The organism is Exiguobacterium sp. s152 (assembly GCF_018618335.1).
Taxonomy (GTDB): Bacteria; Bacillota; Bacilli; order Exiguobacteriales; family Exiguobacteriaceae; genus Exiguobacterium; species Exiguobacterium chiriqhucha.
Genome location: NZ_JACSLX010000004.1, coordinates 71074 through 94659, shown reverse-complemented (window position 1 = coordinate 94659; position 23586 = coordinate 71074). Strand labels below are relative to the sequence as shown.

Genomic DNA, 23586 nt, shown 5'->3' with positions numbered 1-23586 from the left:
TCTCAGCCCTTGAACGTTTGAATAAGTGTCCCTTTGCCGTCCTCGACTTGAATCGAGGCGTGGGCACCGTTGATAAGTGTCATTTGCGGCGGGACGTGCCCGCAGTCGATATCGTAAATGACAGGCACGTCGAGCAATTCCTGCAGTTCCGTATACACGTCCTCTGCGGTGTAGCCTTGGACGGGCTGTTGAGCCGCACTGCGCCCGAACAAAATGCCAGACGTATAATCAAACCAACCGGCCCACTTCATTTGAAGCAGGGTCCGTTTGAGTGCCGTAACATCGAGCTCGGCGTTCTCGAAATACCAAAGAATCGGCTCCCCGTCCAAATGGGTCTGTTGGAACGTGGCGACATCTCCATACGGTGTGCCGATGGTATGTAACAAGACATCGATACAGCCGCCAAGCAGTCGTCCGGTCGCCTCTGTCCCGTCGAGTGATTTCCACTCCGTCGGTTCGGTCAAATGATAGACGTGCGGGCTTGGGTTCTCATGCTGCCATTCTTTTTGGAACTGTTCCGAGGCGAGCTGGATGACCGTCTCGCCTTCTTTTGCTGATACGACATCGAGCCAACGCGAGCTCGTCGCGTCCCATTCTTCGCCGCGTAGGTCGACAAGGTTCGTCCCGTGGGCCGAAGCGATACCGGTCTTGAGCGTATACACGAATAGGAATAAGCTGACGTCCGAATAGCCAAGCATCCATTTCGGTGGGAGCGCGTCCCAGTCAATCGCGTCTAGCAACTCAATCAAGAGGACGCCGCCCCATGGCGGGATAATCAAATCGATTGCATCATTGTGGAACAACCGGGTCAATTCATCGGCCCGGACTTCTGCTGGTGCCGATTTTGCTTTGTCTTGCGTCCAAACCGATGGCTCGAATTGAAGCGTGAACCCATGGCGGGTGAATGTCGCCTCGGCCTCATGGAGCAGTCCATGTAATTCAGCGGGAACGCCAGACGAAGGGGCCGTCACACCGAAGTGATGTCCGGTCAATTGTGGATAACGAATCATGTGAGCCTCCTGTGGATAAGTGATAGATGGGAATGCGGAAACGGGTTATCCACATGTGGACAATTATTTTTGACGCATACGTTCTGCGTGTTGGATGCCCCAAGCGTTCATTGTCTCGAGCACCGGAATCAACGTCTTCCCATACTCGCTCAAGCGATAGTCCACACGAGGCGGAACTTCGGGATAGACGGTGCGGATGATGATGTCTTGCTCCTCTAAATCGCGAAGCTGTGCCGTCAAAATCTTTTGACTGATATTTGGGAGCGAGCGTTTCAACTCGCTGAACCTTAACGTGTCCCGATTAATGAGCGCGAGTAAAATCGACGGTTTCCATTTCCCCGTGATCAGCTCGAGCGCGGTATCGACTTCGCAACTTGAAATCAATGGCATCAGTCTCACTCCTTTCTACAGTATCCTTGAGGTAACTATACCACCTTTTTGTGCCGTCTTCTGTCGATGCTACTTAGCGGGTATACTGAGAAAGAGGTGATCAAGGATGAACTTAACAAACATTAAACTCGGCGCCGTCACATTGCGCGTCAATGATTTAGAAATGATGAAAACATATTATGAGCGCGTCATCGGAATGGATGTACTCGAGACGTCAGAACATCGCGTCACACTCGGAACGAACGAAATGGCGCTCGTCGTCTTACATGAAGTGAGCGGCGTGCGTCCAAATCCACGAACAGCTGGCTTGTTCCATATGGCGATCCTATTGCCAAACCGCGTCGAACTCGGACGGATCCTTCGTCATTTGATTGAACAACGGATTGAAGTCGGACAAGGAGATCATTTGGTCAGTGAGGCGTTCTATTTGAGCGACCCGGAAGGTAACGGCATCGAGCTCTACGCCGATCGTCCCCGCGAGCAGTGGGAATATGAAGCGAACGGTCATGTGAAGATGTCGACGGACCCAGTTGAATATGAATCGATGCTTGAGGCGGCGGCCGACCGTCCGTTCACGGGTCTTCCGAACGGGACGACGATGGGGCATGTCCACTTCAAAGTACGTTCCCTAGAAGCGGCAAAATCATTCTATCAAAATCGTCTCGGTTTCAAGGTGACGACCGATTCGTATCCGGGCGCCTTATTTTTAGCGGCCGACGGGTATCATCACCACATTGGCGCGAACGTCTGGGCCCGACCAAGCCAGCCGATGGGACAAGAGGCCGGTCTGGAGGCGTGGACGCTCTTGGTCGATACGGCCACGAATCGCGAACTCGGCGGGATGACATCGGAATGGTCGCTCACCGATGACGACGGCATCACGGTCAATATAAAAAGCGTGGACTAATGTCCACGCTTTTTTAGCGTGCTGAAATTTTCTTTTGACTTGAATCAAACGAGAGGCGAATGCCGCGCTTTTGATACGCTTGTTCGACACGTTTTGAATTGATACTGAGCTCAAGATGAGCGAGTTTCAAGTGTTCAAGTTCTGGCACCGTGACATCGAGACGGACGAGCTCCATGTTGCGCTCGGCCTTTTTACGTGTGCGTCTCAAGTTACGGGGCACTTCTTCTGACGTCAGTGCCGCGATCGTTTCATTGATCAATTGTCGTTTGTCGCCTTTGACGCTGAGCGCCGTATAGAGCTTATCGAGCGAACCGAAGCGTTTGATTAACTGGACCGATTGACTTTCATCTAATCCGGCCACAGGTGGAATCCCGTCTGAACGGTCTCCTGTCAACGCTTTGACTGCTGAGAGCTGTTTTGGCTTCAATCCCTCGTACAATGCCGCAATCTCCTCAGGGCGAATCTCGAGATGTCGCTTGAGCGGGAGCGGGCGATTGTCTTTGATGTCGCAACGAGCCTGCATTTGTTGCAGCTCTTGCGTTTGAAGCCAGACGGTGATGCGTGGGCTCACGAGCTGAAGCAAGTCCTTGTCTTTCGTCATAATGACGACAGGGGCGCTACAGCTAAACTTCCGAGCGATATGAGCAATCAAATCTTCACCTTCATAGCCTTCGACTTGATATTGCGGAATGCCGCTCTCTTCAAGCAATTGGCGCATGAGTTCCATTTGTGCTTTCAACTCGGGTGGTGTCTGGCGGCGACGGCGTTTATAGCCTGGATAGAGCTCGCGGCGCCATAATGTTTCACGTGAGACGTCCCACACGACGACGAAATGAGTCGGACGATGTCTGCGTAGAATCGTCCGGATGAGGCCGGTCATACCGATGACGGCACTCCGATCGTTTTTAGATACCTCGCGTCCTTTTTTCGTTCGGCTCGCGGCGGCACCATAGTAGGCACTGGCCAGCATGGAGTTTCCGTCAATTAAAAATAGTTTACGTTCCATGCGTAACCTTCTTTCTGTAGTTGTTGGACCGAACATTGATGAACTGTTCGGTGATGTTGTGTCAATGAGTGACACGCACTCAAATTAGCAACATATGTGCAGTATATCACGACAAGACATGAAAATATAGCGACAGTTCGACCGCTCCACGAAAAGCCCTCCCCGAAAAATTGGGGAGGGCGGTCCATTGAGTCAGTCGAGTTCAGGTTGAATCTCGTCTTTATGGGCTAAAATCAAATCGACGAAAACGACGCGGTGATTGTCGATTTCACGGACGATCAGTTCATGTTCGCCCGGTAAGACGAACCGTTCACCGGTGCGGGCATTCGCTTTTTGCGATAAGACGAATCCGCCGATTGTATCGACGTCATCCTCGATTTCGATGCCGAACCGTTCTTCAATCTCTTGCGTCAAGACGAGACCGGACAAGCGGTAATGACCGGGTGTGACTTCGGTGATTTCAGCCTGTTCGTCACGGTCGAACTCGTCACGAATCTCTCCGACGATTTCCTCGAGGATGTCCTCGATCGTGAGAAGACCGGCCGTACCGCCGTACTCATCGATGACGAGACACATCATCGTCCGCGCGTTCTGCATTTTCACCATCGCTTCTTGGAGCGGTGTGAATTCCGTCACGAGTGGAAGCTGATGAATGAACGTCTCGAACGGGGCATCGCTTTTGACGAGTTGAGCGGTGAATAATTGTTTGGCGTTGATGAAGCCAAGCACGTCATCACGGTCGCCATCACGCGTGACCGGATAACGGGTGTATTGATGTTCTTGGACGGTAGCGATAATCGTCTCAATCGAGTCTTCTTCGTCGATGGTCACCATGTTCATTCGTGGGACCATCGCGTCCTTGGCGATCCGTTCGTCGAAGGAGAAGATGTTTTGAACGTAGGCGAGCTCATTCTCGTTGATTTCTCCGCTGCGGAAGCTCTCGGTCATGATGATCTTAAGTTCTTCTTCCGAGTGCGCCGTCTCTTGTGCGGTCGTCTGCACGCCGAACAAGCGCAACGTCAACCGGGCCGTCCCGTTCAACACATGGATAAACGGATACAGTAATTTCGTGAAGAAATAGAGCGGTCGGGCGACGAGTAACGTCAAGCGTTCGGCTTCATGCACAGCAAGCGTTTTCGGGACGAGTTCCCCGATGACGACGTGTAAGAAGGCAATCAGCAAGAAGGCAATCAAGAAAGATAGGATGGTCGCGAGCGACGATGAGACGTTCAAGCGGTCGACGAGCGGTTGAATCATCCCTTCGATTTGGTCCGCGCCAATCCAGCCTAGCCCGAGGGCAGCGAGTGTGATGCCGAACTGTGAGGCCGATAGCGAGTCATCGAGATTCTCAATCACTTTCTTGGCGACAGCGGCCCGTCGGTTTCCTTCGAGCACGAGTTGGTCGAGTCGGGCCCCACGCACTTTGACGATGGAGAATTCGGCCGCCACGAAAAAGGCGGTCATAAAAATGAGCAAGGCGACGATCAATAAGCTGAGTAACATGGGACTGTCCAAAAATTCCCCCAAAAATCGGGGAGTCACCTCCATTAACGTTAAGTCGTATGTCGTTCAGGAGAATCCCTGAAAACGAATAGTTTGTTTCAGTATAGTAGATTTACCAAAAATATTCAAAAAACAGGCGGAAAGGTTTCGACAAGAGGGGAATGAGGGAACTACAAATCGAGAAGAGATGAAGGAGGAATTGATATGGCTAACTATCCAGAACTAAAAGGAAAAGTCGCGGTCATCACCGGGAGTTCGAAAGGACTTGGGCGCGCCATCGCGGAACGATATGCGAAGGAAGGGGTTCATGTCGTCTTGAATTATCGTAGCAGCGAGGACGAGATGAACAAAGTCATTGAAGGCATCGAGGCTGCTGGCGGGAAAGCGGTCGCGGTCAAAGGGGACGTCGCCGAAGAGGGTCTCGCCGAGAAGATGATTGAAACGGCCGTATCGGAGTTCGGGAAGATGGACATTTTCGTCAACAATGCCGGCGTACAGGTCGAGGCAAAGACGCACGAGATGGAGCTCGATAACTGGAAGAAAATCATCGACACGAATTTGACGGGAACGTTCCTCGGTGTACGTGCCGCCCTCAAATACTTTGTCGACCATGAGATTCAAGGGAACATCATCAACATGTCATCGGTGCACGAAGTGATTCCACGTCCAGGCTATACGCATTATGCGGCGAGTAAAGGTGGCGTGAAGATGTTCACGAAATCGGTCGCCCTCGAGTACGCACCGAACAAAATTCGTGTCAATGGCATCGCACCAGGCGCCATCGACACACCAATCAATGAAGAGACGATGCAAGACCCTGAAGAGAAGAAAGGGCTCGAGGCGCTCATCCCGACTCATGAGATTGGTCGTCCGGAACAGATTGCGGCCGTTGCGGCATGGCTTGCTTCAGACGAGTCATCATACGTCACCGGCGCGACGATTTTCGCGGACGGAGGCTTGTCGCTCTATCCATCATTCGGTCCTGAAAATAAAGTGCAATGATAAAAGGGAGGCTCCGCGTCAAGCGGCGTCTCCTTTTGTCTATTAACTGCTTAGTTGATCTTCCGCCGCGTATTTCGGCAAGATGATGGTGAATGTCGAGCCGTGGCCGACGCTCGAATCGACGCGAATCGTTCCGCCGTGTCCTTCGGCAATTTCTTTACAGATGGCGAGGCCGAGGCCCGTGCCACCGATTTTACGACTGGCCGAGTTGTCGACGCGATAAAACTTGTCGAACAGTTTCGGTAGCGCCGACGTCGGAATGCCGATGCCGGTGTCCTGAATCGAAATCTCGATGACATCGGACTTGTCATTCGTGACACAGACGGCGACTTTTCCACCTTCTGGTGAATATTTGATCGCGTTGTGGAGCAAGTTCGTGAACAGTTGACTCAAGCGATCTCGATCACCGTATACATATAGATTCGTATCACATTCGAGGTCGAGCTGATGATGTTCACTCGCACCTTGATGGATGGCGATCGTTTCTTTTAAAATCGTATGCAAGCTCTCGGGTCGGCTATGGTACGTCTGTTTTCCGGACTCCATCCGTTGCACATCGAGCAGGTTGGAAATCAAGTCTTCGAGACGGAGCGTCTCTTGGTGAATCATCCCTAAATATTGATCGATGCGCTCCGCGGGCATCGTCCGATAGCGAAGCAGCTCGGTGAAACCGATGATGCTCGTGAGCGGTGTGCGCAGTTCGTGCGACACGGTCGACACGAGTTCCGTTTTCAAACGGTCGACCTCGGTCTCTTGCGTCACGTCCCGGAAGACGAGCATCGTGCCGTGACGGGTGCCGCGCAAGTGGATTTTCTCCGCATACATCTGAATGAAGCGTTCTTCTTGATTCATCGAGAACGTCACACTTTCTTCCATGCTCTCGCCATCAAACGCGCGGCGCATGAATGAGAAGAACGAGTCTTTCTGATCGACTTGGAAACCAAGTTCTTCTAAATCGGCATCCAAACGATACAAGTCCATCTCGTTCCGTTTCGTGGCGGCTTGATTGAACATGATGAAGAGGGCCTGGTTGGCGAACTTCTCATGTGTCGTATGCTCGACATAAATGACCGCATCACGAATCGAGTGCAGGAGGCGCGCCGTCTTCTCGCGTTCTTCCTCGACTTGGTTGCGTTGTGTCGCGAGCGAAGAGGCCATTTGACGGAATGAGTTCGTCAATTGTCCGACCTCGTTTCGTGAAGATACGGCCGCTGGAATCGGAATGATGCGTTCATCCGCCAATCGTTCACTGTTGACGATCAACTCTTGAAGTTGACCGGTTAATCGTTTCACGTAAGGACGAGCAACGATAAAGAGGACGAGCAACACGGCGAGGAGGGAGAGGAGCCAGAGCACTTGCGCCCACTTTGTATGAGTGGCGAGTTGTTCTCGCAACTGATTCTCTTCTTCATTCAACGAGTTGCGGTATTCGGTGAACACCGTCTCCATATCGACGATGCTCGCACTCATGTCAGCTGCACTTTTTGAGTTGATTTTAAATTTGCGGTCGGCAGGCGGTTCCGCTTGCGGTGTCACTTTACCGAGCGTCGGCATTTTCAAAAACGGTTCTGTGACCGTCCCTTCGCGTTTGGCGATGACATATCGCTCTAGACTCGGCATGACGCGTTGTTGATAGGCCGAGAATAGCGTCCGTGCGTCGCTTGCATACGTCTTCTCTTTTTCAGTGACCGCGTTCGTCTCGAACCATGCAGTCTGAATCTCAATTAAGTCTTGTTTTTCTTTCACGCGGGCGAGCATCGCATCGTCGCCGAGGATGACATACCCGCGCATTTCATATTGCATCGACTGCCACGTCTCGAATAGTTCAGTCGCGTTCGTGCGACGTTCACTAATGTTCTCGAGCGATGACGTCGTTTGTTCGATTCGGTTTTCCGTATACATGTACACGGCGAGTGAGGTAAGGAGGATCAGTCCGATGAATAAATAGAAGACGAATAAAAACTGTCTTCCGATCCGCTGGTCAATCCATGCTTTCATAAAGACCGTTCCTTCCTGGAACTGCGTACGTTCCTACTGTGACAAATATCCTGCGAGTGTCGTTCCTTCATTGTACAGATTTGAACCAGTTGTTTCCACCAATCAAGAAATAAGCGGAAATTTAACTATTATTTATTGAATAATAGTGAATGATAAGCTATTGTTTAATATATAGTAGAGGAGGCGAAGAAATGAACCCTCAGTTCAAGAAAGGCGTACTCAATTTATGTGTGCTCGCGCTCGTCGAGACGCATGACCGATACGGGTATGAGCTCGTGCAAGCCATCTCGGCAAAAGTCGCCATCTCGGAAGGGGCCGTCTATCCGCTCCTGCGGCGACTCACCTCGGACGGGTACTTCACAACGTACTTAAAGGAGTCGGCAGAAGGACCACCGCGAAAGTATTACACGATCACAGAGCAGGGGAAAGCTCATTTGGCAGAACTACGTGCGGAATGGGAAGCGTTCACGACCGGTGTCAACGAATTGATTGAAGGGGGAACGGACAAATGACAGAAGAACAATATTTATTGGAACTCGAACGGTTACTGATGGGAATGAGCGTCATCGAGCGGGTCGACATTTTACGGGATGTGTCGGAATACTTTGCGAGTGGACGAATCGACGGGAAGACAGATGCGGCGATGATTGAGGAACTCGGGGCGCCAAGCGCGCTCGCGAGCGAGTTGCTTGGTTCGGTCGATCCATCGCCTGACGTACGAAAAGAACCGGCCGTTGTCAAAAGCCAGAACGTGGCGTTTCGCAACGTCTCGATTAACGTCCTGCAAGCACACGTCCAAGTCGTGCCGTCTCATGACGGCTTTGCCTACGCCACGCTCGAGACGGAACGGGACCACGGGGTGACGATGGAGATCGTTGGGGACACCCTGGAGATTCGAATCGAATCAGAGCGCCGGTTCGGTCTGTCGAACTTGTTCGCCTGGGCAGTGACAAAGGCACCGGTGTTACACGTCGAGCTACCACGCCATGCGTATGAGCAAGTCGTCTTGAAAAATCGTCTCGGCTCCTGTGACGTGCGCAATCTCGAGGCCGCATCGGTCGAAGTTGAGAGTGAGAACGGGAGCATCACGGGCCATACTGTTAGCGCCAAGCGAGGCTCGTTCCGCTCTTCGAACGGGAAAGTCAGTCTCACGTCGATGACAGGGCAGGACCTTGACGCGCAATCGTCGAACGGACGCGTGGAAGTGCTTGGCTCGACTGTGGATCGTCTCGAGGTTCAGTCGTCGAACGGCCGTCTCGATATCCATGACGTGACAGGGGCAGTCGAGGCGAAGACATCGAACGGACGAATCGACTGTGTCATCGATGTGCTCGAGCATCCGGTCCGTCTGAAAACGAACAACGGACGCATCGATGTGCGTTTGAAGCGAGATCCGCGTGACGCCGTCATCCGGGCCAAAACGAGAAACGGCAAAGTCGAACTGTTCGGGGATCGGGCGAACGAGCGGACGTTCGGGGACGGGACGGTCGAACTCAAACTGACGAGCTCCAACGGGAGCATCACCGTCGAATAAGTATGAAAAAGACTCGCGCGTGAGCTATTCACGCGCGAGTCTTTTTGTTTACAGATCGTGGACGAGCAAGTAGGCGACACGGACTGGTCCGTGCACCCCGACAATCAAATTCATCTCGATATCGGCCGAGTTCGATGGACCTGAGATGAAGTTGACTCCGTTCGGCGAGTTGAGCTCACCGGAGCGGTCGAGGTCGGCCAATTGTTTGGCCGCCTGCGTCATCCGCGGGACAAGTACCGATTTCGGGATGATGGCGATATGGTCGCGCGGCAATAGGCTGATTGTACGTGACTTGCCGGGTGCTGCGTATTGAACGATGGTTGCACTCTCGGAGAGGGCCTGGTCGGCAATCGTGATGCCGATATCGGCTTTTATGGCGAGGGCACGGCTGTCTTCCGGGCGCTCCACATCCCACCAGTCAAACGATTCGCTCGTGTTTGGGGCCCACGCCTGAATCCGGTCGTCATGTTCAGCGATGATGGCCTTCCCTTCATACCGATCAATTAACAGACGGAGCGTATCATCGAGGTTGGCCGACTCGCATTCGACGACGTCGGTGTGGATGCGTGTCGCGACCATCCGGAACGTTTCGAGCAGTTCCTCGTCGGACGCATCTTTCAACACCTCGTCTTGCGGTCGGTGCTTATACACTCGTTTCGGCGGCGTCAAATCGACGTCACGTCCGAGTTGCCCTGCGATTCGTTTTAGAAAATCCTCGCGATTGGTGATTGTGCCTGGATTCATTCTGCATTCCCCCGTTTCTTGAACCAATCCCGCACCGTCTGCTTGGCGGGTTGTGGTAAGTCTTTCGAATCCGTCCACGCCGGTAACCCTTTGTCGATTTGTCCCGCTTTCGTGAACGGGGACGATGCGAACGGCGCGATGTGTTCGGCCGCTTCAAATAAGAACGGACTCGAGGATGTGACGGCGAAGCCTTTCATGGCGATGCGCTCGACGAACGGTGATTGTCTCTTCTCCTCGACGATGACCCGACGATGCTCAATCAACAGCTCGTGAAGCGGGATTTTGACCGGACAGGCTTCCGTACAGGCACCGCATAGGCTCGAGGCGTATGGCAATTCTTTATAATTCTCGTATCCGTCGAGGAGCGGGGCGAGTACGGCACCGATCGGGCCCGGATAAATTGAGCCGTAGGCGTGACCACCGATATGGCGGTAGACTGGGCAGACATTAATACAGGCCGCACAGCGGATGCATTGGAGCACAGATTGGAACTGTGTGCCGAGGATACCAGAGCGTTTGTTGTCGACGATGACGAGATGGAACTCCTCTGGTCCGTCGACTTCGCCGTGACCGCGCGTGCCAGCGAACGTCGTGATGTACGAGGTGAGTCGTTGACCGACGGCGCTCCGACATAGCATATTGACGAGCACCTCGAACTCCTCATACGACGGTACGATCCGCTCCATCCCCATGACCGAGATGACGGTGTCCGGAAGCGACGTCACCATGCGGCCGTTGCCTTCGTTCGTGACGAGACCGACGGCACCGCTCTCGGCGATGGCGAAGTTACAGCCGGTGATGCCGACCTCCGCTTTCAAAAAGTCTTTCCGGAGCTCTCGACGGGCGTACCGGCCGAGTTCGGTCGGGTCGTTCGTCCCTTCGTAGCCGTGCGCCGTAAACGTCTCATGGACGGCGTTCCGGTCTTTATGGAGGGCCGGGGCGACGATATGCGATGGCGGGTCGTTGTCGAGCTGCAGAATCCATTCCCCGAGATCGGACTCGACGACCGTGCATCCTTCCTCGTGGAGCGCCTCGTTCAGCCCGATTTCCTCGGTCACCATTGATTTTGATTTGACGACATGCTTGGCGTTCTTGGCGCGGACGACTTCCCGGATGTACCGGTTCGCTTCTTCCGGCGTCTCGGCGAAGAAGACGTTGCCGCCTCGTTTGGAAATATTCTCGCTCAGTTGATATAAGTAATAGTCGAGATGCTCGAGCACGTGTTGGCGAATCTCTTCCGAGTGGTCCCGAAACGCTTCCCAATCCCCAAGCTCACCTGCCGCGTTCAATCTTCCGTCGCGCAGACGGTTCTGTGCCGAACTGACGGCTTGACGCATGAACGGGTTATCAATCCCGTCCTTGCGTCGCTCCTGAAACTTCTCATCTAACCGAATCCCCATGCTCATGCTTGTTTCACCCCTTCGTTCAACACTTCCGCGATATGCATCACTTTGATCGGATGGCCTTGTTTATGGAGGCGTCCCCCGATGTTCATCAGACACGAGGCGTCCGCCCCGATGAGCACCTCGGCCCCGGAGTTCAAGATGGATTCGACCTTCTCATCGACCATCTGCACCGAGACGTCCGGCATCTTGACGGAGAACGTTCCCCCGAAGCCGCAACAGTTGTGGACGTTCTCGAGTGGGAGCATCGTCAAGCCGTCGACATTTTTAAGCAGCTGACCCGGTGCCGCCTCGATGCCGAGCAAGCGCGTCATATGGCACGAGGCGTGGTACGTCGCCTTGGCCGGGAACTTGGCCCCGACGTCCGTCACTTCGAGCACGTCGACGATGAACTGCGTCAACTCGAACGTCTTCGCCGCATGGGCCTCGGCCCGCATCTTCCAGGCGAGGTCGTCTTTGAACAAGTGCGGATAGTCGCGCATCATCATGACACAAGAGCCGGACGGGCCGACGATATAATCGGCATCAGCCTTCTCGAACGTCTCGATCATATGCTTCGCAATCTTCTTCGTCTCTTCATGGTAGCCGCTGTTATAGGCGGGCTGCCCGCAACACGTCTGCTCAAACGGGAAACTGACGTCACAACCTAGATGTTCTAATAGTTCGACCGTCGCTTGTCCTACCGATGGGAACAACGTATCAGAGAGACAAGTGACGAACAGTGCCACTTTAGGCATGTCCATTCCTTCTTTCCGGTTCATAGTTTAATTCGTAAACGGTTTCACAGTTATTATTCCATAATAAACGAGGTCAAAAAAGAAAAATGGAACGATTCTCACAAAAAATTGTCAAATCCTGTCTAATTGAGAACTAAATGATAATGAATCAATATTCAGAAGATGACTGCTATAAAACAGCATTACCCTGCCCGATAACAGAAAAACCCTCATCGGTCGACGAGGGCTCGAATCTAACTTATAAGAAAAACATTTCCAGGATGAATAGCGCGCCGAACAAGTAGATGAGCGGGTGGACTGTTTCTTTGTTCATCGCTTTAAAAATCGGATACAGGATGAAACCGAAGGCAATCCCGCGTTCGATACTGCCTGAGAGCGGCATGATGAGAATCGTCATGAACGCCGGGAAGTATTCGCTGAAGTCTGTCCAGTCGATGTAACGGACGTTCGTCAACATGAGCGCACCGACGATGATGAGGGCCGGTGCCGTGATGGCGGCAACACCAGAGATGGCACCGATGAGCGGGCTGAAGAACAATGTCAGTCCGAACATGGCGGCCACGACCGCTGTCGTAAGACCGGTCCGTCCGCCTTGGGCGACACCGGCGGCCGACTCGATATAAGCCGTCGACGGGCTCGTCCCGACGAGCGAGCCGCCCATCGTCGCGAGCGAATCGGCGAACAAGGCGCGGTGCCCGTTTTCGATCGTCCCATCTTCTTTCAACAGGTTGGCCTGTTTTCCGACACCGACGAGTGTTCCGGTCGTATCGAACAACGTGACGAGGAAGAACGACAAGACGGCACCGAACAAACCGTACTGGATGACGTCCGAGAACGCCGTGAGCGGATTGACCATAAGTCCTTCCGGCAATGTCGGCATCGCCGTCACGCCTTCAATCTTCAAGAGACCCATGAAGGTAGCCGCGATGCCTGTGAGCACCATCCCGATGAGGAGTGAGCCCGGCACGTTCCGTGAGAACAAGAGGGCCGAGACGATCAAACCGCCGAGGACGAGCAGGACGCTTGGCGACGACAAGTCCCCGAGGCGAACGAGGTTTGCTTCATCGGCGACGATGAGTCCTGACAACTTCAATCCGAGCGAGGCGATGAACAAACCAATACCGGTCGTGATGGCGTGCTTGAGCGAGGCCGGGATGGCTTGAATCAGTTTCGTCCGAATCGGTGACAGCGACAAAATCAAGAAGAAGACCGATGAGACGAAGACGACGCCGAGCGCGGCGGACGGCGTGATCTGTTGCTGGGCGACGAGCGTATACGCGAAGAATGCGTTCAGTCCCATCCCTGGGGCGACGGCAATCGGAAGGTTGGCGTAGAACGCCATGAGCCCGGTACCAATCAAGATGGCGATGATGGTCGCCGTGAATGCCTGGGCGAACGGGATGCCGGCATCTGACAGAATTGCCGGGTTGACGACAGAGATGTAAGCCATCGTCACGAACGTTGTGATGCCTGCCATCACTTCTTGTTTAACGTTCGTACCATGTTGTTTCAATTGAAATAAGTTCATGAGTAGGACTCCCTATAATTAGTAATTTCCGAACAATAATGTCCGACAATCGTCGAACTAACGTTATCAACTTGATGACTATACAAAATGAGCTGGCTGTCGTCAATGATTTTGAGCGAAAAAACTTTAAATTTCCTCATGTAAGCGTTGAATGTTCGGAAATAGATGAAATAAAAATAGTACTTGCTCTGAAACGCGTTTCAGACTGTACGGTTAAGTCAAAGGAGGGAAAGCTCATGAATCCGATAACGTGGAAAACATGGTGTAGTGGGATCGTCTACGAACTCGTCATCAATCAGTTGTATACGCCGCTCGGAAGAATGTTGTGCGCCCGTTTTCAAGACGAGTTTCTTCATCTACCCGTCGAAGAACGGTTCCGCCTCGTCCAAGCCATCCGAAAGCAAGTGATTGCGAAAGGTGACAGTCAGGAGTCAGACTGGGTACACTATATGCAAAGACTGACAGATTGAGGTGAAGCGGAATGGCGAACATCCGAGATATCGCGAAATACGCGGACGTATCCGTGACGACGGTGTCGCGCGTGCTCAACGAGCATCCGTATGTGTCGAAAGAGAAGCGGGAGCGGGTGCGACGGGCGATGGCCGAGCTTGGCTATTTACGGAATCAGCAGGCGCTGACGTTATCGACCGGTCGCACACAACGTTTCGTCGTCGTGTTGCCGTATTTGGATCATCCGTATTATGGACTGTTCGTCAACGGGCTCGCGAAAGCTGCCCTCCAAAGAGATTATCGACTCGTCATGTGGCAGACAGAGTATCAACTCGACCAAGAACGGCAAGCGCTTGATCTATTGAAGCACCGTGAAGTCGATGGGGCGATCCTGTTATCCCATACGATGTCATTCGATGAGATGGAAACGTATCGAAAATTTGGTCCGATCGCGGTCGCGACCGTCGGGGCGCCGCAGACGATTTCTTCGGTCCACGTCGATCATTACACCGCGTTCGTCGCCGGTTTGCGCGTGTTGGCGCAAGCGGGATATGCCGAAATCGGCATCGTGTTGTCAAGACAAGACAGTCCAAGCTCAATCGCGCGTCAGCAGGCGTACTTCGATGAAGTCGAACTTGCGCGTGAGCGATGGGTTTGGACCGGTTACTTGACGAGCGAGGACGGGATCGGACTGGCCGATGCGTTTCTGCGTCAACAAGAGCGTCCTCGAGCGCTCTTTTTCTCGTCGGATTACGTGGCGCTCGGTTTTTTAGGGGAATTACGCCGTCGCGGTGTCAGCATCCCCGATGAAGTCGCTATCCTCGGCTTCGATGGTCATCCGATCGGTCAGGCATTCGGTCTGTCGACGATGCACTCGCCAAATGAAGACATCGGCCGGACGCTGTTCGACGTGACGTTTGATGAAATGAACGGTGCAGCTTCGGTCACAAACAGTTTAACGGTCACGTATTTGTCGGGGACGACACTCTAGGCAACTTCCTCGCTCGTCTTTTCTGAAACGATTAGAATGGAGACAGAAGTCGAGAGGAGGATGACAGATGAAGATTAACGTGACAGAAGAAGCACTCCAATTTTTTAAAGATGAGATGGAGGTCGAGGCAGGCCAGACGGTGCGTTTATTCGCTAAATATGGGGGTTCGACCGATTTGACGCACGGTTTCTCAGTGGGGGTCATCACGGAAGATATCGACAACGCGGCGGTCGAAACGGAAGCGGACGGGATTCGCTTCGTCGTGGCTGAACAGGATGAATGGTTGTTCCAAGGACAAGACGTCAACGTCGAGATCCGTGGCGACGAGGTCGTCTTCGTTCAAGCGTGACATCACAGTTTGTTAACAGTAAGAATACATCCGTTTGAAGCCATCCAGCTCGGGGAACAGTCTACGACATGACAAAACCGAAAGGATGAGACAGATGTCAGAACAAGATAAAAAGCGTGAACAAGAAGAACAAGAGAAGTTGAAACGAGACCAACCGGATATTTCGCACGAAGAAGATTCAAAAGGGGATCATTCGGACCTCGAAGAGACGGACGAAGACGAACAAGCGTAAAGAGCCCCTGGTGGCTCTTTTTGTTTGGGAATTGAAAGAATGAGTATAGACGTTATAATGGATAAGGGAAAACTATCATAGTGAGGAGAATGTATGATGAGTACAGTACTAGTCTTTGGACATAAAAATCCAGATACGGATACGATTTGTTCGGCGCTCGCTTACGCGGAGCTCAAGAAAAAGTTAGGGATGGACGCTGAGGCAATCCGTCTCGGTGAAGTGAACGGGGAGACGCAATATGCGCTCGACCACTTCCGCGTCAAGGCACCACGCCTCGTGGAACGCGTCTCGGACGAAGTGAACTCGGTCATCTTGGTCGACCATAACGAGTTCCAACAAAGCGCGGAAGACATCGAGGACGTACGCATCCTCGAAGTCGTCGATCACCACCGTATCGCCAACTTCCAAACAGCAGATGCCCTCTACTATCGGGCGGAGCCTGTCGGATGCACGGCGACGATTTTGCTCAAACTCTATAAAGAGCACGGTGTCGAAATCGCGCCTGACATGGCAGGATTGATGCTATCGGCGATCATCTCGGACTCGCTCTTGTTCAAGTCACCGACATGCACGGACGAGGACATCAAAGCGGCAAAAGAACTCGCAGCTATCTCTGGTACAGATATCGAGACATACGGTCTCGAGATGTTGAAAGCCGGAGCGGACCTTAGCCAAAAGACGATCCCAGAACTCATCTCGCTCGACGCGAAAGAGTTTGCGATGGGCGACTACCGCATCGAGATTGCTCAAGTGAACACGGTCGACGCGAACGATGTATTGAGCCGTAAAGCTGAAGTCGAAGCGGCAATGGCCGTGAAGATATTAGACAAAGAACTCGATTTGTTTGTCTTCGCCATCACGAACATCTTGACGAACGATTCAGAAGCACTCGTTGTCGGTAAGAAGACTGACCTATTCGAGCAGGCGTTCAACGTCAAATTGGTCGATGGCCTTGCGACACTCCCTGGTGTCGTCTCACGTAAAAAACAAATTGTGCCTGTGTTGACTGCTGCAGCCACAAACTAAGAAATGCATGGACGTCCTGTCGATCGACTGGGCGTTCATTTTTTGTTTTATAACGAACAAGGCTCGAAGCGTCTGCTTCGAGCCTTGTTCGCATATATATTGTCAGGATTTCGTAATCACGAACAGCATGAACCGGCGTCCCTCTAGTTGGATTGTCTTCCATATGTTCCGATGCGCCATAACTTCTCGAACGGACCATATCGATGCGATTTGAGCCACCACATCGAGAAGAACGCTTGGGCAATCAAAATTGCGATGCTTAAGAACAATCCTTCCGTCAACGACAGACGACCGTAGTAGCCGAGGGCGATGACCGGCAGGACGACGACGAGCGTGTGCGTCAAATAGTTCGTCAGCGCCATACGGCCGAGCGCCTGCAGTGGACGGAATGCGCGCCCGTTACGGACGGCAATCGTAAAGAGACAGACGTACGTCGTCGCGAGCAGTTTCCCAGAGACGAGGACAGCCGCAGAGTTCGTCGCCGAATATTCGGCACCGCTACCGTAGTGATGCCAAATAATGACTGCGAAGAACGGAAGGGCCGCTATCGTACAGATGATGGCCGTCCGTGTCAATCCTCGGATGCTCCACGTGAGGAGTTTCCGTTCCCGTCCGATATAAAGTCCGAACAAGAACAGGCTTAGAATTTCAACCCCGACAAAAAATGAGTTTTGGAACATGTCAAAAATCTCTTCGTCTAAGCGATAGTCGAACCATGGGCCGAATCCAGAATTAAAGATTGCCGGGAAAGGATCACCACTAAACCTAAATCCGAGCGATAATTCTAAGTACATGGATGAGACATAGAAGAGTAAAAAGCTCCCAATCAACAAACTCCATGCCCATGTCAAAATCGCCCGGTTGCTTAATCCATAAAACAGTGGGAGCAACAAGCCCCACATCGCGTACGTATGTAAGATGTCACCCGACCAAATGGCCAGGTGAACGAGTCCGAATAGAAACAAAATCACGATACGGCGGATATAACGGGCGACCGAGTCCCCGCGCGCATATGAGCGCTCGAGAAAAATCGAGAAGCCGATTCCGAACAAGAGCGAGAAAATCGTGTAAAACTTCGTCTGGACGAACAAATCGAATAGCGTCCGAACGAGTAAATCGCTCCCCGCATAGTCGGCGCGACCGGAAATCCAGTCGCTTCCGAGCATTGTGGGGATGTTGACGAGAAAGATGCCGCATAGGGCAAACCCTCGAATGATGTCATATAGAACGATACGTTCGTTTACTTGAATCGGGCCAGCCATACGCCACTTCCTCTACACGGATTAGAATACTTTTGTCGTCCACGATTCGCAGTTCCAGACGTCGGTGACGATGTCTTGATAGAACTCTGGTTCGTGACTGATGAGTAGGATACTGCCTTTATATTCTTTCAACGCACGTTTCAACTCTTCCTTCGCGTCGACATCCAAGTGGTTCGTCGGCTCATCGAGGAGGAGCAAGTTCGATTCGTTGTTTTGGAGCTTACAGAGACGGACCTTCGCCTTCTCTCCACCACTGAGGACCGCGATTTTACTCTCGATATGCTTCGTCATGAGACCGCATTTCGCGAGCATGGCACGGACTTGTTGCTGGTTGAGTGATGGGAACTCGCTCCAAATCTCTTCGATACATGTGTTGTTGCTGACGGCCGCTTCTTGTTCGAAGTACCCAATCTCCAAGAACTCACCGCGTTCGACGGTTCCTTCAAGCGGGTTGATCATGCCAAGAAGGCTCTTCAACAGCGTTGTTTTCCCGATCCCGTTCGCACCGACGAGGGCAATCTTCTGACCGCGCTCCATTTGGAGGTCGAGTGGTCGTGAGAGCGGCTCATCATAACCGATGACGAGATTTTTGGCGTCAAAGATGAGACGACCTGACGTGCGTGCCTGCAAGAACCGGAACTCTGGTTTTGGACGTTCCGCACTCAGTTCGATGACGTCCATCTTATCGAGTTTTTTCTGGCGCGACATCGCCATGTTCCGTGTCGACACACGTGCCTTGTTGCGGGCGACGAAGTCTTTCAAGTCGGCGATTTCTGCCTGCTGGCGTTTATAAGCCGATTCAAGCTGCGAGCGTTTCATCTCGTACACTTCCATGAACTTGTCGTAGTCCCCGACATAGCGTGACAAGTCTTGGTTCTCCATATGGTAAACCAAGTTGATGACGCTGTTTAAGAACGGGATATCGTGCGAAATCAAGATGAAGGCGTTGTCGTAGTTCTGGAGATAACGCTTCAACCACTCGATGTGGGCCTCGTCCAAATAGTTGGTCGGCTCATCGAGGAGAAGGATGTCCGGCTTCTCGAGAAGCAATTTCGCGAGCAATACTTTCGTCCGCTGACCACCTGAGAGGTCCGTGACGTCACGGTCGAGTCCGACATCTAAAATACCGAGACCGCGTGCAACTTCTTCGACTTTCGCGTCGATGATATAGAAGTCGTTCGAATCGAGCATTTCCTGCAGTTCGCCGACTTCGGCGAGCATGTCGTCCATCTGTTCAGGTGTCGCATCGCCCATTTCCATATAGAGCTCACCGATTCGTGTTTCGGTGTCAATCAAGTATTGGAACGCGCTCTTTAACACGTCCCGAATCGTCATCCCACGTTCGAGGACAGCGTGCTGGTCAAGGTAACCGACACGGACGTTTTTCGCCCATTCGATTTTGCCTTCGTCCGGCTGGAGCTTACGCGTGATGATGTTCATGAACGTAGATTTTCCTTCACCGTTCGCTCCGATGAGGCCGATGTGTTCGCCTTTCAATAGACGGAAAGACACGTCATTTAAAATGGCGCGATCACCGAAACCGTGGCTCAAGTTTTGTACTGTTAATATACTCATATTTCTTATTCGTTCCCTTCAAAGTTGACTATCCGATATTGTAGCATGGATTCAAAAAAATTAGTACGCCAGTCCGACCGATTGGCGGATGAAGAGTTGGTCTTCAACGGCGTTCAGCATGAATTGGGCGACATCGGCCCGTGAAATCTGTTTGCCGTTGTCGGGAATGCTGTCGACGGATGTGCGATACGCTGACGTCCGAGGACCGTCCGTCAGTTGCATCGGCCGCACGATCGTGTAATCGAACGACGAGTTGCGCCATAAATCGACCGCGGCCCGGTGATCACGGAGCGGTTTCCGAAGCATGAACGTGACGACCGTGCCGGCGATACCTGGAATCTCTTTGTCGATTCCGGCCGAGGCGAGATAGACGACCCGACTGATGGCGTTTGCTTTCAGTGCCGGGACGAGCGCATCGGTGACGCGGGCCAAGAAGTCGGGATCGCTCAAGTCGGTTCCGAGACAGCTGATGACAGCATCATGACCAGCGAGTGCGTTCGTCAGTGCGGCGCTGTCTGTGACGTCGCCTTCGATGATTTCAAGTTGCGGTGTCCGGATGAGTTTTTTCTGTTCCCGCACGAAGGCGGTCACATGGTGGCCGTGCTCGATGGCCTGGTCGACAAACTGATGACCGGTCCGGCCTGTGGCCCCTAATACGAATAGCTTCATAATGGACGTAGCTCCTCTCGTTTTTCCAGTATCTTTAGTATACAGCAGTTTCAGAAAAATCGAACTTTTAGCCGTCTTTTCCAAAACGGGTTGCAATTTATAAAATATCGTCTAGAATAAGTCCTATCTTATATAAATAAAAGATTCGCACTCGTATATCCGTGAGAATATGGCTCACAAGTCTCTACCGAACCACCGTAAATGGTTCGACTACGGGTGACGCTTGTCGTGTGCATTCGTTTTGTTTCCATGCGGTTCGTCGTCCCCGGGTTGGGGTGACGAATCGCATTTTTTTATTGGAGGGAAAACAATGAAGCAGTTAGAAGACAAAATCAGAGATGAAGGACAAGCGTTGTCCGAACACGTATTGAAAGTCGATGCCTTCTTGAACCATCAAGTCGATCCTGTCTTAATGCAAGCCATCGGACGCGAGTTCGCAGACCGGTTCCGTGACGAGGGAATTGACCGCATCGTCACATTGGAATCGAGTGGAATCGCTCCGGCCATGATGACGGCGCTTGAGATGAACATCCCGTTCGTTTTCGCACGTAAACGTAAATCACTTACACTCCAAGACGATCTCGTTGAAGCGGACGTCTATTCGTTCACGAAACAAGAGACGAACCGCATCAGTTTGAGCCGACGCTTCGTCCAACCCGGGGAGCGCGTGCTCGTCATCGATGACTTCCTTGCCAACGGGGAAGCCGCTCTCGGTTTGACGCAGCTCGTCGAATCCGCCGGGGCGGTCGTCGCCGGTGTCGGCATCGTCATCGAGAAGTCGTTCCAACCGGGACGGGACAAGTTGCTCGAACGAGGCTATCAAGTCGAGTCACTCGCCCGGATCGCAAAGCTTGAAGCGGGTGAGATTTCCTTCGTGGAGGTGGTCCGATGAATACGTTTAAGACAGCCAGCCTTGGTTTCCAACACTTACTCGCCATGTACACGGGCGCGGCCATTGTCCCGCTCATCGTCGGTGGCGCCATCGGACTCGGTCCGACGGAACTCGCGTATCTCGTCGCAATCGATTTGTTCATGTGTGGTGTCGCGACGCTGTTACAAGTATGGACGACTCGTTTTACCGGCGTTGGTCTGCCGGTCGTGCTCGGTTGTACGTTCACCGCGGTCGGTCCGATGATTGCCATCGGTAGTTCGAGCGGAATCACCGCCATCTATGGGGCGCTCATCGCGAGCGGGATCATCGTCATCTTAATTTCAGGTTTTGTCGGAAAACTGGCCCGCTTCTTCCCGCCGGTCGTGCTCGGCTCAGTCGTGACGATTATCGGTCTCTCGCTCATCCCGGTCGCCATCAATGACATCGGCGGCGGGATGCCGGGTGAGCCTGGCTTCGCTTCGATGCAAAACTTGGCGCTCGGTGGCTTGACCATCGGCTTGATTCTCGTCTTGAACCGAATCGGTACCGTGTTCACACGGGCGGCCGCCGTCTTGTTTGCGGTCTTGATCGGCACAGGGGTCGCCGCATTCCTCGGTCTCGTCGATTTCAGCCCGGTCCGTGAGGCTGGTTGGTTCCAAATGGTACAACCGTTCTACTTCGGGATGCCGACGTTTGATGTCTCGGCCATCCTCGTCATGACGCTCGTGGCCATCATCTCGATGATTGAATCGACGGGTGTCTTCTTGGCACTGAGCGATATCACGAAAAAACCGATTGGCTCGAACGAGCTGACGAAAGGATATCGGGCCGAGGGTGTGGCAACGATTCTCGGAGGGATTTTCAACAGCTTCCCGTACACGACGTTCAGTCAAAACGTTGGACTCGTCCAATTGTCAGGCGTCAAATCGCGTCGCGTCATCTTCTGGACGAGCGGTCTGTTGATTTTACTGGGCTTCTTGCCGAAAGTCGCGACGTTCACGACATTGATTCCGAAACCAGTTCTCGGTGGGGCGATGCTCGTCATGTTCGGCACGGTCGCCGCGTCCGGGATTCGGATTTTGAGCCAAGTTGATTTTGCGAAAAATGAGAACTTGATTACAATCGCCTTGTCGATCGGTGTCGGGCTTGGCATCACGGCCAACCCGGCCATCGTCGCAAATATGCCGGAAGCGGTGCAGTTGTTCACGGACAGTGCCATCGTCGCCGGATCGTTCACTGCCTTGTTATTGAACGGGTTCTTCCGACTCGTCGACCGGTTCCGTCCGGCCGAGGTCGTTGCCGATAACCGGCAAGTCAGCTAGACTGAAAGGAACTACGTAACTAGGGGGGAACAAGCATGGGGAAAACTGCACTTGTCGTTGGCGCCACCGGATTGATCGGACGCGAACTCGTCGAACAGTTGCTCGAACAAGAACGGTATGATCAAGTCTGGATAATCGTCCGCCGCTCGAAACGATGGAGTCATCCGAAACTGCATGAAGTCGTCGGATTCGAAGAGATGGACGAGGCGTTGCCGCACATCGATGACGTCTACTGCGCACTTGGGACGACGATTGCCGTCGCTGGTTCACGTCAGGCGTTCAAACATGTCGATCTCGACTTGCCGCTTGAAGTGGCACGCGTCGCGAAACGACACGGGGCGACACGTTACGCCGTCGTCTCGGCGCAAGGCGCGTCACTTCGGTCACCTTTCTTCTACAACCGCGTGAAAGGGGAGCTCGAGAACGGGCTCAAAGTGTTCGGCTTCGAGCACTTGATTATCGCCCGTCCGTCGCTCTTGCTCGGGGATCGGGAGGAGTTCCGTCTCGGCGAGAAAGCAGCCGAGGTCTTCAGCCGTCCGCTCCAACCGTTCTTGCTCGATAAACTCCCAGACGCCGCACCGATTCAAGCGCTTCATGTGGCGCGTGCCTTGATTATGGCCGCCGAAGAAGGACAAGGCATCGAAGTATTGACGTCTGGTATGATGCAGAGGATGAGCCAATGAAGCGACTGACGAAAAAACGGACGAAAGCCGTATTGATTGATAGCGTCATCGCTGGATTGGTCAGTTACGGCGTCGAACAGCTCGTCCGTAAAAAAGTGAAGAGCGAGTTCGTCCATACCGTCATCACGCCGACGCTCGTCGCCTATGCGCTCGAGGCGTGTCAGATGCGTCGCGGCGGACAGACGCTCGGCTATAAACTGATGGGTCTTGAGTTGAAAAACGACGACGGGACACCTGTCACAGCCGAGCAGGCGTTCAAACGAGCACTGCACCGCGATACGATTTCGATTGCTGCCTACGTCAAGGACCGTGCGCACTTCGAGGCCGAAGATGGTGCCGTCTTGCCGCACGATGCAGCGTTCCATATGCACGTAACCGAAAAAAACTGACCTCG

Annotated in this window: 25 protein-coding genes and 1 riboswitch; of the genes, 13 read left to right on the top strand and 12 right to left on the bottom strand. The window is 52.9% G+C overall.

Annotated features, from left to right (window positions below):
- Positions 1-2: 2 nt before the first annotated feature.
- Positions 3-1010: a S66 family peptidase gene (locus KNP72_RS08915; protein ID WP_214718517.1), complete on the bottom strand. Its 1008-nt coding sequence runs from the start codon at positions 1008-1010 to the stop codon at positions 3-5.
- A gap of 63 nt (positions 1011-1073) precedes the next feature.
- Positions 1074-1400, bottom strand: coding sequence for a winged helix-turn-helix transcriptional regulator (locus KNP72_RS08910; protein ID WP_214832926.1), 327 nt, complete (start codon positions 1398-1400; stop codon positions 1074-1076).
- A 106-nt stretch (positions 1401-1506) separates the two neighbouring features.
- On the opposite strand from KNP72_RS08910, the gene KNP72_RS08905 reads away from it, so the two are divergent.
- Complete coding sequence (locus KNP72_RS08905; protein ID WP_214832924.1) at positions 1507-2307, top strand: VOC family protein; 801 nt, start codon at positions 1507-1509, stop codon at positions 2305-2307.
- 13 nt (positions 2308-2320) lie between these two features.
- Here KNP72_RS08905 and KNP72_RS08900 read toward each other — a convergent pair whose 3' ends face one another.
- Both KNP72_RS08900 and KNP72_RS08895 read right to left on the bottom strand, forming a co-directional pair.
- Positions 2321-3313, bottom strand: coding sequence for a 5'-3' exonuclease (locus KNP72_RS08900; RefSeq protein ID WP_021068063.1), 993 nt, complete (start codon positions 3311-3313; stop codon positions 2321-2323).
- A gap of 192 nt (positions 3314-3505) precedes the next feature.
- Positions 3506-4828 carry a hemolysin family protein gene (locus KNP72_RS08895; RefSeq protein ID WP_035385700.1) on the bottom strand — a complete coding sequence of 441 codons (1323 nt, stop codon included), beginning with the start codon at positions 4826-4828 and terminating at the stop codon, positions 3506-3508.
- Positions 4829-5020: 192 nt separating this feature from the next.
- Between KNP72_RS08895 and KNP72_RS08890 the strand changes: the two genes are divergently transcribed.
- Positions 5021-5818, top strand: a complete 798-nt coding sequence (locus tag KNP72_RS08890; RefSeq protein WP_029596296.1) for a glucose 1-dehydrogenase — start codon at positions 5021-5023, stop codon at positions 5816-5818.
- A gap of 42 nt (positions 5819-5860) precedes the next feature.
- Here KNP72_RS08890 and KNP72_RS08885 read toward each other — a convergent pair whose 3' ends face one another.
- On the bottom strand, positions 5861-7816 hold the full coding sequence (locus KNP72_RS08885) for a HAMP domain-containing sensor histidine kinase (protein WP_214715110.1): 1956 nt from the start codon (positions 7814-7816) through the stop codon (positions 5861-5863).
- 191 nt (positions 7817-8007) lie between these two features.
- On the opposite strand from KNP72_RS08885, the gene KNP72_RS08880 reads away from it, so the two are divergent.
- Both KNP72_RS08880 and KNP72_RS08875 read left to right on the top strand, forming a co-directional pair.
- Positions 8008-8328: a PadR family transcriptional regulator gene (locus tag KNP72_RS08880; RefSeq protein ID WP_021068067.1), complete on the top strand. Its 321-nt coding sequence runs from the start codon at positions 8008-8010 to the stop codon at positions 8326-8328.
- Positions 8325-9350 carry a DUF4097 family beta strand repeat-containing protein gene (locus KNP72_RS08875; protein ID WP_214715108.1) on the top strand — a complete coding sequence of 342 codons (1026 nt, stop codon included), beginning with the start codon at positions 8325-8327 and terminating at the stop codon, positions 9348-9350. The genes KNP72_RS08880 and KNP72_RS08875 overlap by 4 nt, the downstream gene beginning before the upstream one ends.
- A gap of 48 nt (positions 9351-9398) precedes the next feature.
- Here KNP72_RS08875 and KNP72_RS08870 read toward each other — a convergent pair whose 3' ends face one another.
- From KNP72_RS08870 to KNP72_RS08855, 4 genes are all read right to left on the bottom strand, one after another.
- Complete coding sequence (locus KNP72_RS08870) at positions 9399-10094, bottom strand: LutC/YkgG family protein (RefSeq protein WP_214832922.1); 696 nt, start codon at positions 10092-10094, stop codon at positions 9399-9401.
- Positions 10091-11494: a LutB/LldF family L-lactate oxidation iron-sulfur protein gene (locus KNP72_RS08865; protein WP_380082842.1), complete on the bottom strand. Its 1404-nt coding sequence runs from the start codon at positions 11492-11494 to the stop codon at positions 10091-10093. The genes KNP72_RS08870 and KNP72_RS08865 overlap by 4 nt, the downstream gene beginning before the upstream one ends.
- A 2-nt stretch (positions 11495-11496) precedes the next feature.
- Complete coding sequence (locus KNP72_RS08860; protein WP_214715103.1) at positions 11497-12234, bottom strand: (Fe-S)-binding protein; 738 nt, start codon at positions 12232-12234, stop codon at positions 11497-11499.
- Positions 12235-12472: 238 nt separating this feature from the next.
- The gene (locus KNP72_RS08855) at positions 12473-13762 is read right to left on the bottom strand and encodes an NCS2 family permease (protein ID WP_214710179.1); all 1290 of its coding nucleotides are present in this window, start codon (positions 13760-13762) and stop codon (positions 12473-12475) included.
- 236 nt (positions 13763-13998) lie between these two features.
- Here KNP72_RS08855 and KNP72_RS08850 point away from each other — a divergent pair, with 236 nt between their 5' ends.
- The 5 genes from KNP72_RS08850 (at position 13999) to KNP72_RS08830 (ending at position 16810) form a co-directional block, all read left to right on the top strand.
- Positions 13999-14232, top strand: coding sequence for a hypothetical protein (locus KNP72_RS08850; protein WP_214764072.1), 234 nt, complete (start codon positions 13999-14001; stop codon positions 14230-14232).
- Positions 14233-14243: 11 nt separating this feature from the next.
- A complete protein-coding gene (locus tag KNP72_RS08845; RefSeq protein WP_214832920.1) occupies positions 14244-15203 on the top strand; it encodes a LacI family DNA-binding transcriptional regulator in 960 nt (319 codons plus the stop codon).
- Between the two features lie 67 nt (positions 15204-15270).
- Positions 15271-15552 (top strand): HesB/YadR/YfhF family protein, encoded by a 282-nt coding sequence (locus tag KNP72_RS08840; RefSeq protein ID WP_021068075.1) that lies wholly within the window; start codon positions 15271-15273, stop codon positions 15550-15552.
- 94 nt (positions 15553-15646) lie between these two features.
- Positions 15647-15784: a hypothetical protein gene (locus KNP72_RS08835; RefSeq protein WP_021068076.1), complete on the top strand. Its 138-nt coding sequence runs from the start codon at positions 15647-15649 to the stop codon at positions 15782-15784.
- A gap of 96 nt (positions 15785-15880) precedes the next feature.
- Entirely contained in the window at positions 15881-16810 is a 930-nt protein-coding gene (locus KNP72_RS08830) for a manganese-dependent inorganic pyrophosphatase (RefSeq protein WP_214718511.1), read from the top strand.
- Positions 16811-16953: 143 nt separating this feature from the next.
- Here the strand turns inward: KNP72_RS08830 and KNP72_RS08825 are convergent, their stop codons facing one another.
- The 3 genes from KNP72_RS08825 to KNP72_RS08815 are packed head-to-tail and all read right to left on the bottom strand — an operon-like array spanning position 16954 to position 20316.
- On the bottom strand, positions 16954-18072 hold the full coding sequence (locus tag KNP72_RS08825) for a DUF418 domain-containing protein (protein ID WP_214832918.1): 1119 nt from the start codon (positions 18070-18072) through the stop codon (positions 16954-16956).
- A gap of 21 nt (positions 18073-18093) precedes the next feature.
- The gene (locus tag KNP72_RS08820) at positions 18094-19647 is read right to left on the bottom strand and encodes an ABC-F family ATP-binding cassette domain-containing protein (protein WP_021068083.1); all 1554 of its coding nucleotides are present in this window, start codon (positions 19645-19647) and stop codon (positions 18094-18096) included.
- A 60-nt stretch (positions 19648-19707) separates the two neighbouring features.
- On the bottom strand, positions 19708-20316 hold the full coding sequence (locus KNP72_RS08815) for an NAD(P)-dependent oxidoreductase (RefSeq protein WP_214718507.1): 609 nt from the start codon (positions 20314-20316) through the stop codon (positions 19708-19710).
- Positions 20317-20447: 131 nt separating this feature from the next.
- Positions 20448-20549: riboswitch (purine riboswitch) on the top strand.
- A 77-nt stretch (positions 20550-20626) separates the two neighbouring features.
- On the opposite strand from KNP72_RS08815, the gene KNP72_RS08810 reads away from it, so the two are divergent.
- Genes KNP72_RS08810 through KNP72_RS08795 form a run of 4 tightly spaced genes read left to right on the top strand, consistent with a single transcriptional unit; the run spans position 20627 to position 23581 of the window.
- Positions 20627-21208, top strand: coding sequence for a xanthine phosphoribosyltransferase (locus KNP72_RS08810; protein ID WP_214832916.1), 582 nt, complete (start codon positions 20627-20629; stop codon positions 21206-21208).
- Positions 21205-22509: a nucleobase:cation symporter-2 family protein gene (locus tag KNP72_RS08805; RefSeq protein ID WP_214715076.1), complete on the top strand. Its 1305-nt coding sequence runs from the start codon at positions 21205-21207 to the stop codon at positions 22507-22509. Before KNP72_RS08810 ends, KNP72_RS08805 begins: the two co-directional genes overlap by 4 nt.
- A gap of 35 nt (positions 22510-22544) precedes the next feature.
- A complete protein-coding gene (locus KNP72_RS08800) occupies positions 22545-23192 on the top strand; it encodes an NAD(P)H-binding protein (protein ID WP_214715074.1) in 648 nt (215 codons plus the stop codon).
- Positions 23189-23581, top strand: coding sequence for an RDD family protein (locus KNP72_RS08795; protein WP_214753532.1), 393 nt, complete (start codon positions 23189-23191; stop codon positions 23579-23581). Before KNP72_RS08800 ends, KNP72_RS08795 begins: the two co-directional genes overlap by 4 nt.
- The last annotated feature ends 5 nt before the right edge of the window (positions 23582-23586 follow it).

Bases quoted from the DNA above. Each gene is read 5' to 3' on its own strand.
- KNP72_RS08915 (WP_214718517.1), bottom strand. From the start codon at position 1,010: ATGATTCGTTATCCACAATTGACCGGACATCACTTCGGTGTGACGGCC.
- KNP72_RS08910 (WP_214832926.1), bottom strand. From the start codon at position 1,400: ATGCCATTGATTTCAAGTTGCGAAGTCGATACCGCGCTCGAGCTGATC.
- KNP72_RS08905 (WP_214832924.1), top strand. From the start codon at position 1,507: ATGAACTTAACAAACATTAAACTCGGCGCCGTCACATTGCGCGTCAAT.
- KNP72_RS08900 (WP_021068063.1), bottom strand. From the start codon at position 3,313: ATGGAACGTAAACTATTTTTAATTGACGGAAACTCCATGCTGGCCAGT.
- KNP72_RS08890 (WP_029596296.1), top strand. From the start codon at position 5,021: ATGGCTAACTATCCAGAACTAAAAGGAAAAGTCGCGGTCATCACCGGG.
- KNP72_RS08885 (WP_214715110.1), bottom strand. From the start codon at position 7,816: ATGAAAGCATGGATTGACCAGCGGATCGGAAGACAGTTTTTATTCGTC.
- KNP72_RS08880 (WP_021068067.1), top strand. From the start codon at position 8,008: ATGAACCCTCAGTTCAAGAAAGGCGTACTCAATTTATGTGTGCTCGCG.
- KNP72_RS08875 (WP_214715108.1), top strand. From the start codon at position 8,325: ATGACAGAAGAACAATATTTATTGGAACTCGAACGGTTACTGATGGGA.
- KNP72_RS08870 (WP_214832922.1), bottom strand. From the start codon at position 10,094: ATGAATCCAGGCACAATCACCAATCGCGAGGATTTTCTAAAACGAATC.
- KNP72_RS08865 (WP_380082842.1), bottom strand. From the start codon at position 11,494: ATGGGGATTCGGTTAGATGAGAAGTTTCAGGAGCGACGCAAGGACGGG.
- KNP72_RS08860 (WP_214715103.1), bottom strand. From the start codon at position 12,234: ATGCCTAAAGTGGCACTGTTCGTCACTTGTCTCTCTGATACGTTGTTC.
- KNP72_RS08855 (WP_214710179.1), bottom strand. From the start codon at position 13,762: ATGAACTTATTTCAATTGAAACAACATGGTACGAACGTTAAACAAGAA.
- KNP72_RS08850 (WP_214764072.1), top strand. From the start codon at position 13,999: ATGAATCCGATAACGTGGAAAACATGGTGTAGTGGGATCGTCTACGAA.
- KNP72_RS08845 (WP_214832920.1), top strand. From the start codon at position 14,244: ATGGCGAACATCCGAGATATCGCGAAATACGCGGACGTATCCGTGACG.
- KNP72_RS08840 (WP_021068075.1), top strand. From the start codon at position 15,271: ATGAAGATTAACGTGACAGAAGAAGCACTCCAATTTTTTAAAGATGAG.
- KNP72_RS08835 (WP_021068076.1), top strand. From the start codon at position 15,647: ATGTCAGAACAAGATAAAAAGCGTGAACAAGAAGAACAAGAGAAGTTG.
- KNP72_RS08830 (WP_214718511.1), top strand. From the start codon at position 15,881: ATGAGTACAGTACTAGTCTTTGGACATAAAAATCCAGATACGGATACG.
- KNP72_RS08825 (WP_214832918.1), bottom strand. From the start codon at position 18,072: ATGGCTGGCCCGATTCAAGTAAACGAACGTATCGTTCTATATGACATC.
- KNP72_RS08820 (WP_021068083.1), bottom strand. From the start codon at position 19,647: ATGAGTATATTAACAGTACAAAACTTGAGCCACGGTTTCGGTGATCGC.
- KNP72_RS08815 (WP_214718507.1), bottom strand. From the start codon at position 20,316: ATGAAGCTATTCGTATTAGGGGCCACAGGCCGGACCGGTCATCAGTTT.
- KNP72_RS08810 (WP_214832916.1), top strand. From the start codon at position 20,627: ATGAAGCAGTTAGAAGACAAAATCAGAGATGAAGGACAAGCGTTGTCC.
- KNP72_RS08805 (WP_214715076.1), top strand. From the start codon at position 21,205: ATGAATACGTTTAAGACAGCCAGCCTTGGTTTCCAACACTTACTCGCC.
- KNP72_RS08800 (WP_214715074.1), top strand. From the start codon at position 22,545: ATGGGGAAAACTGCACTTGTCGTTGGCGCCACCGGATTGATCGGACGC.
- KNP72_RS08795 (WP_214753532.1), top strand. From the start codon at position 23,189: ATGAAGCGACTGACGAAAAAACGGACGAAAGCCGTATTGATTGATAGC.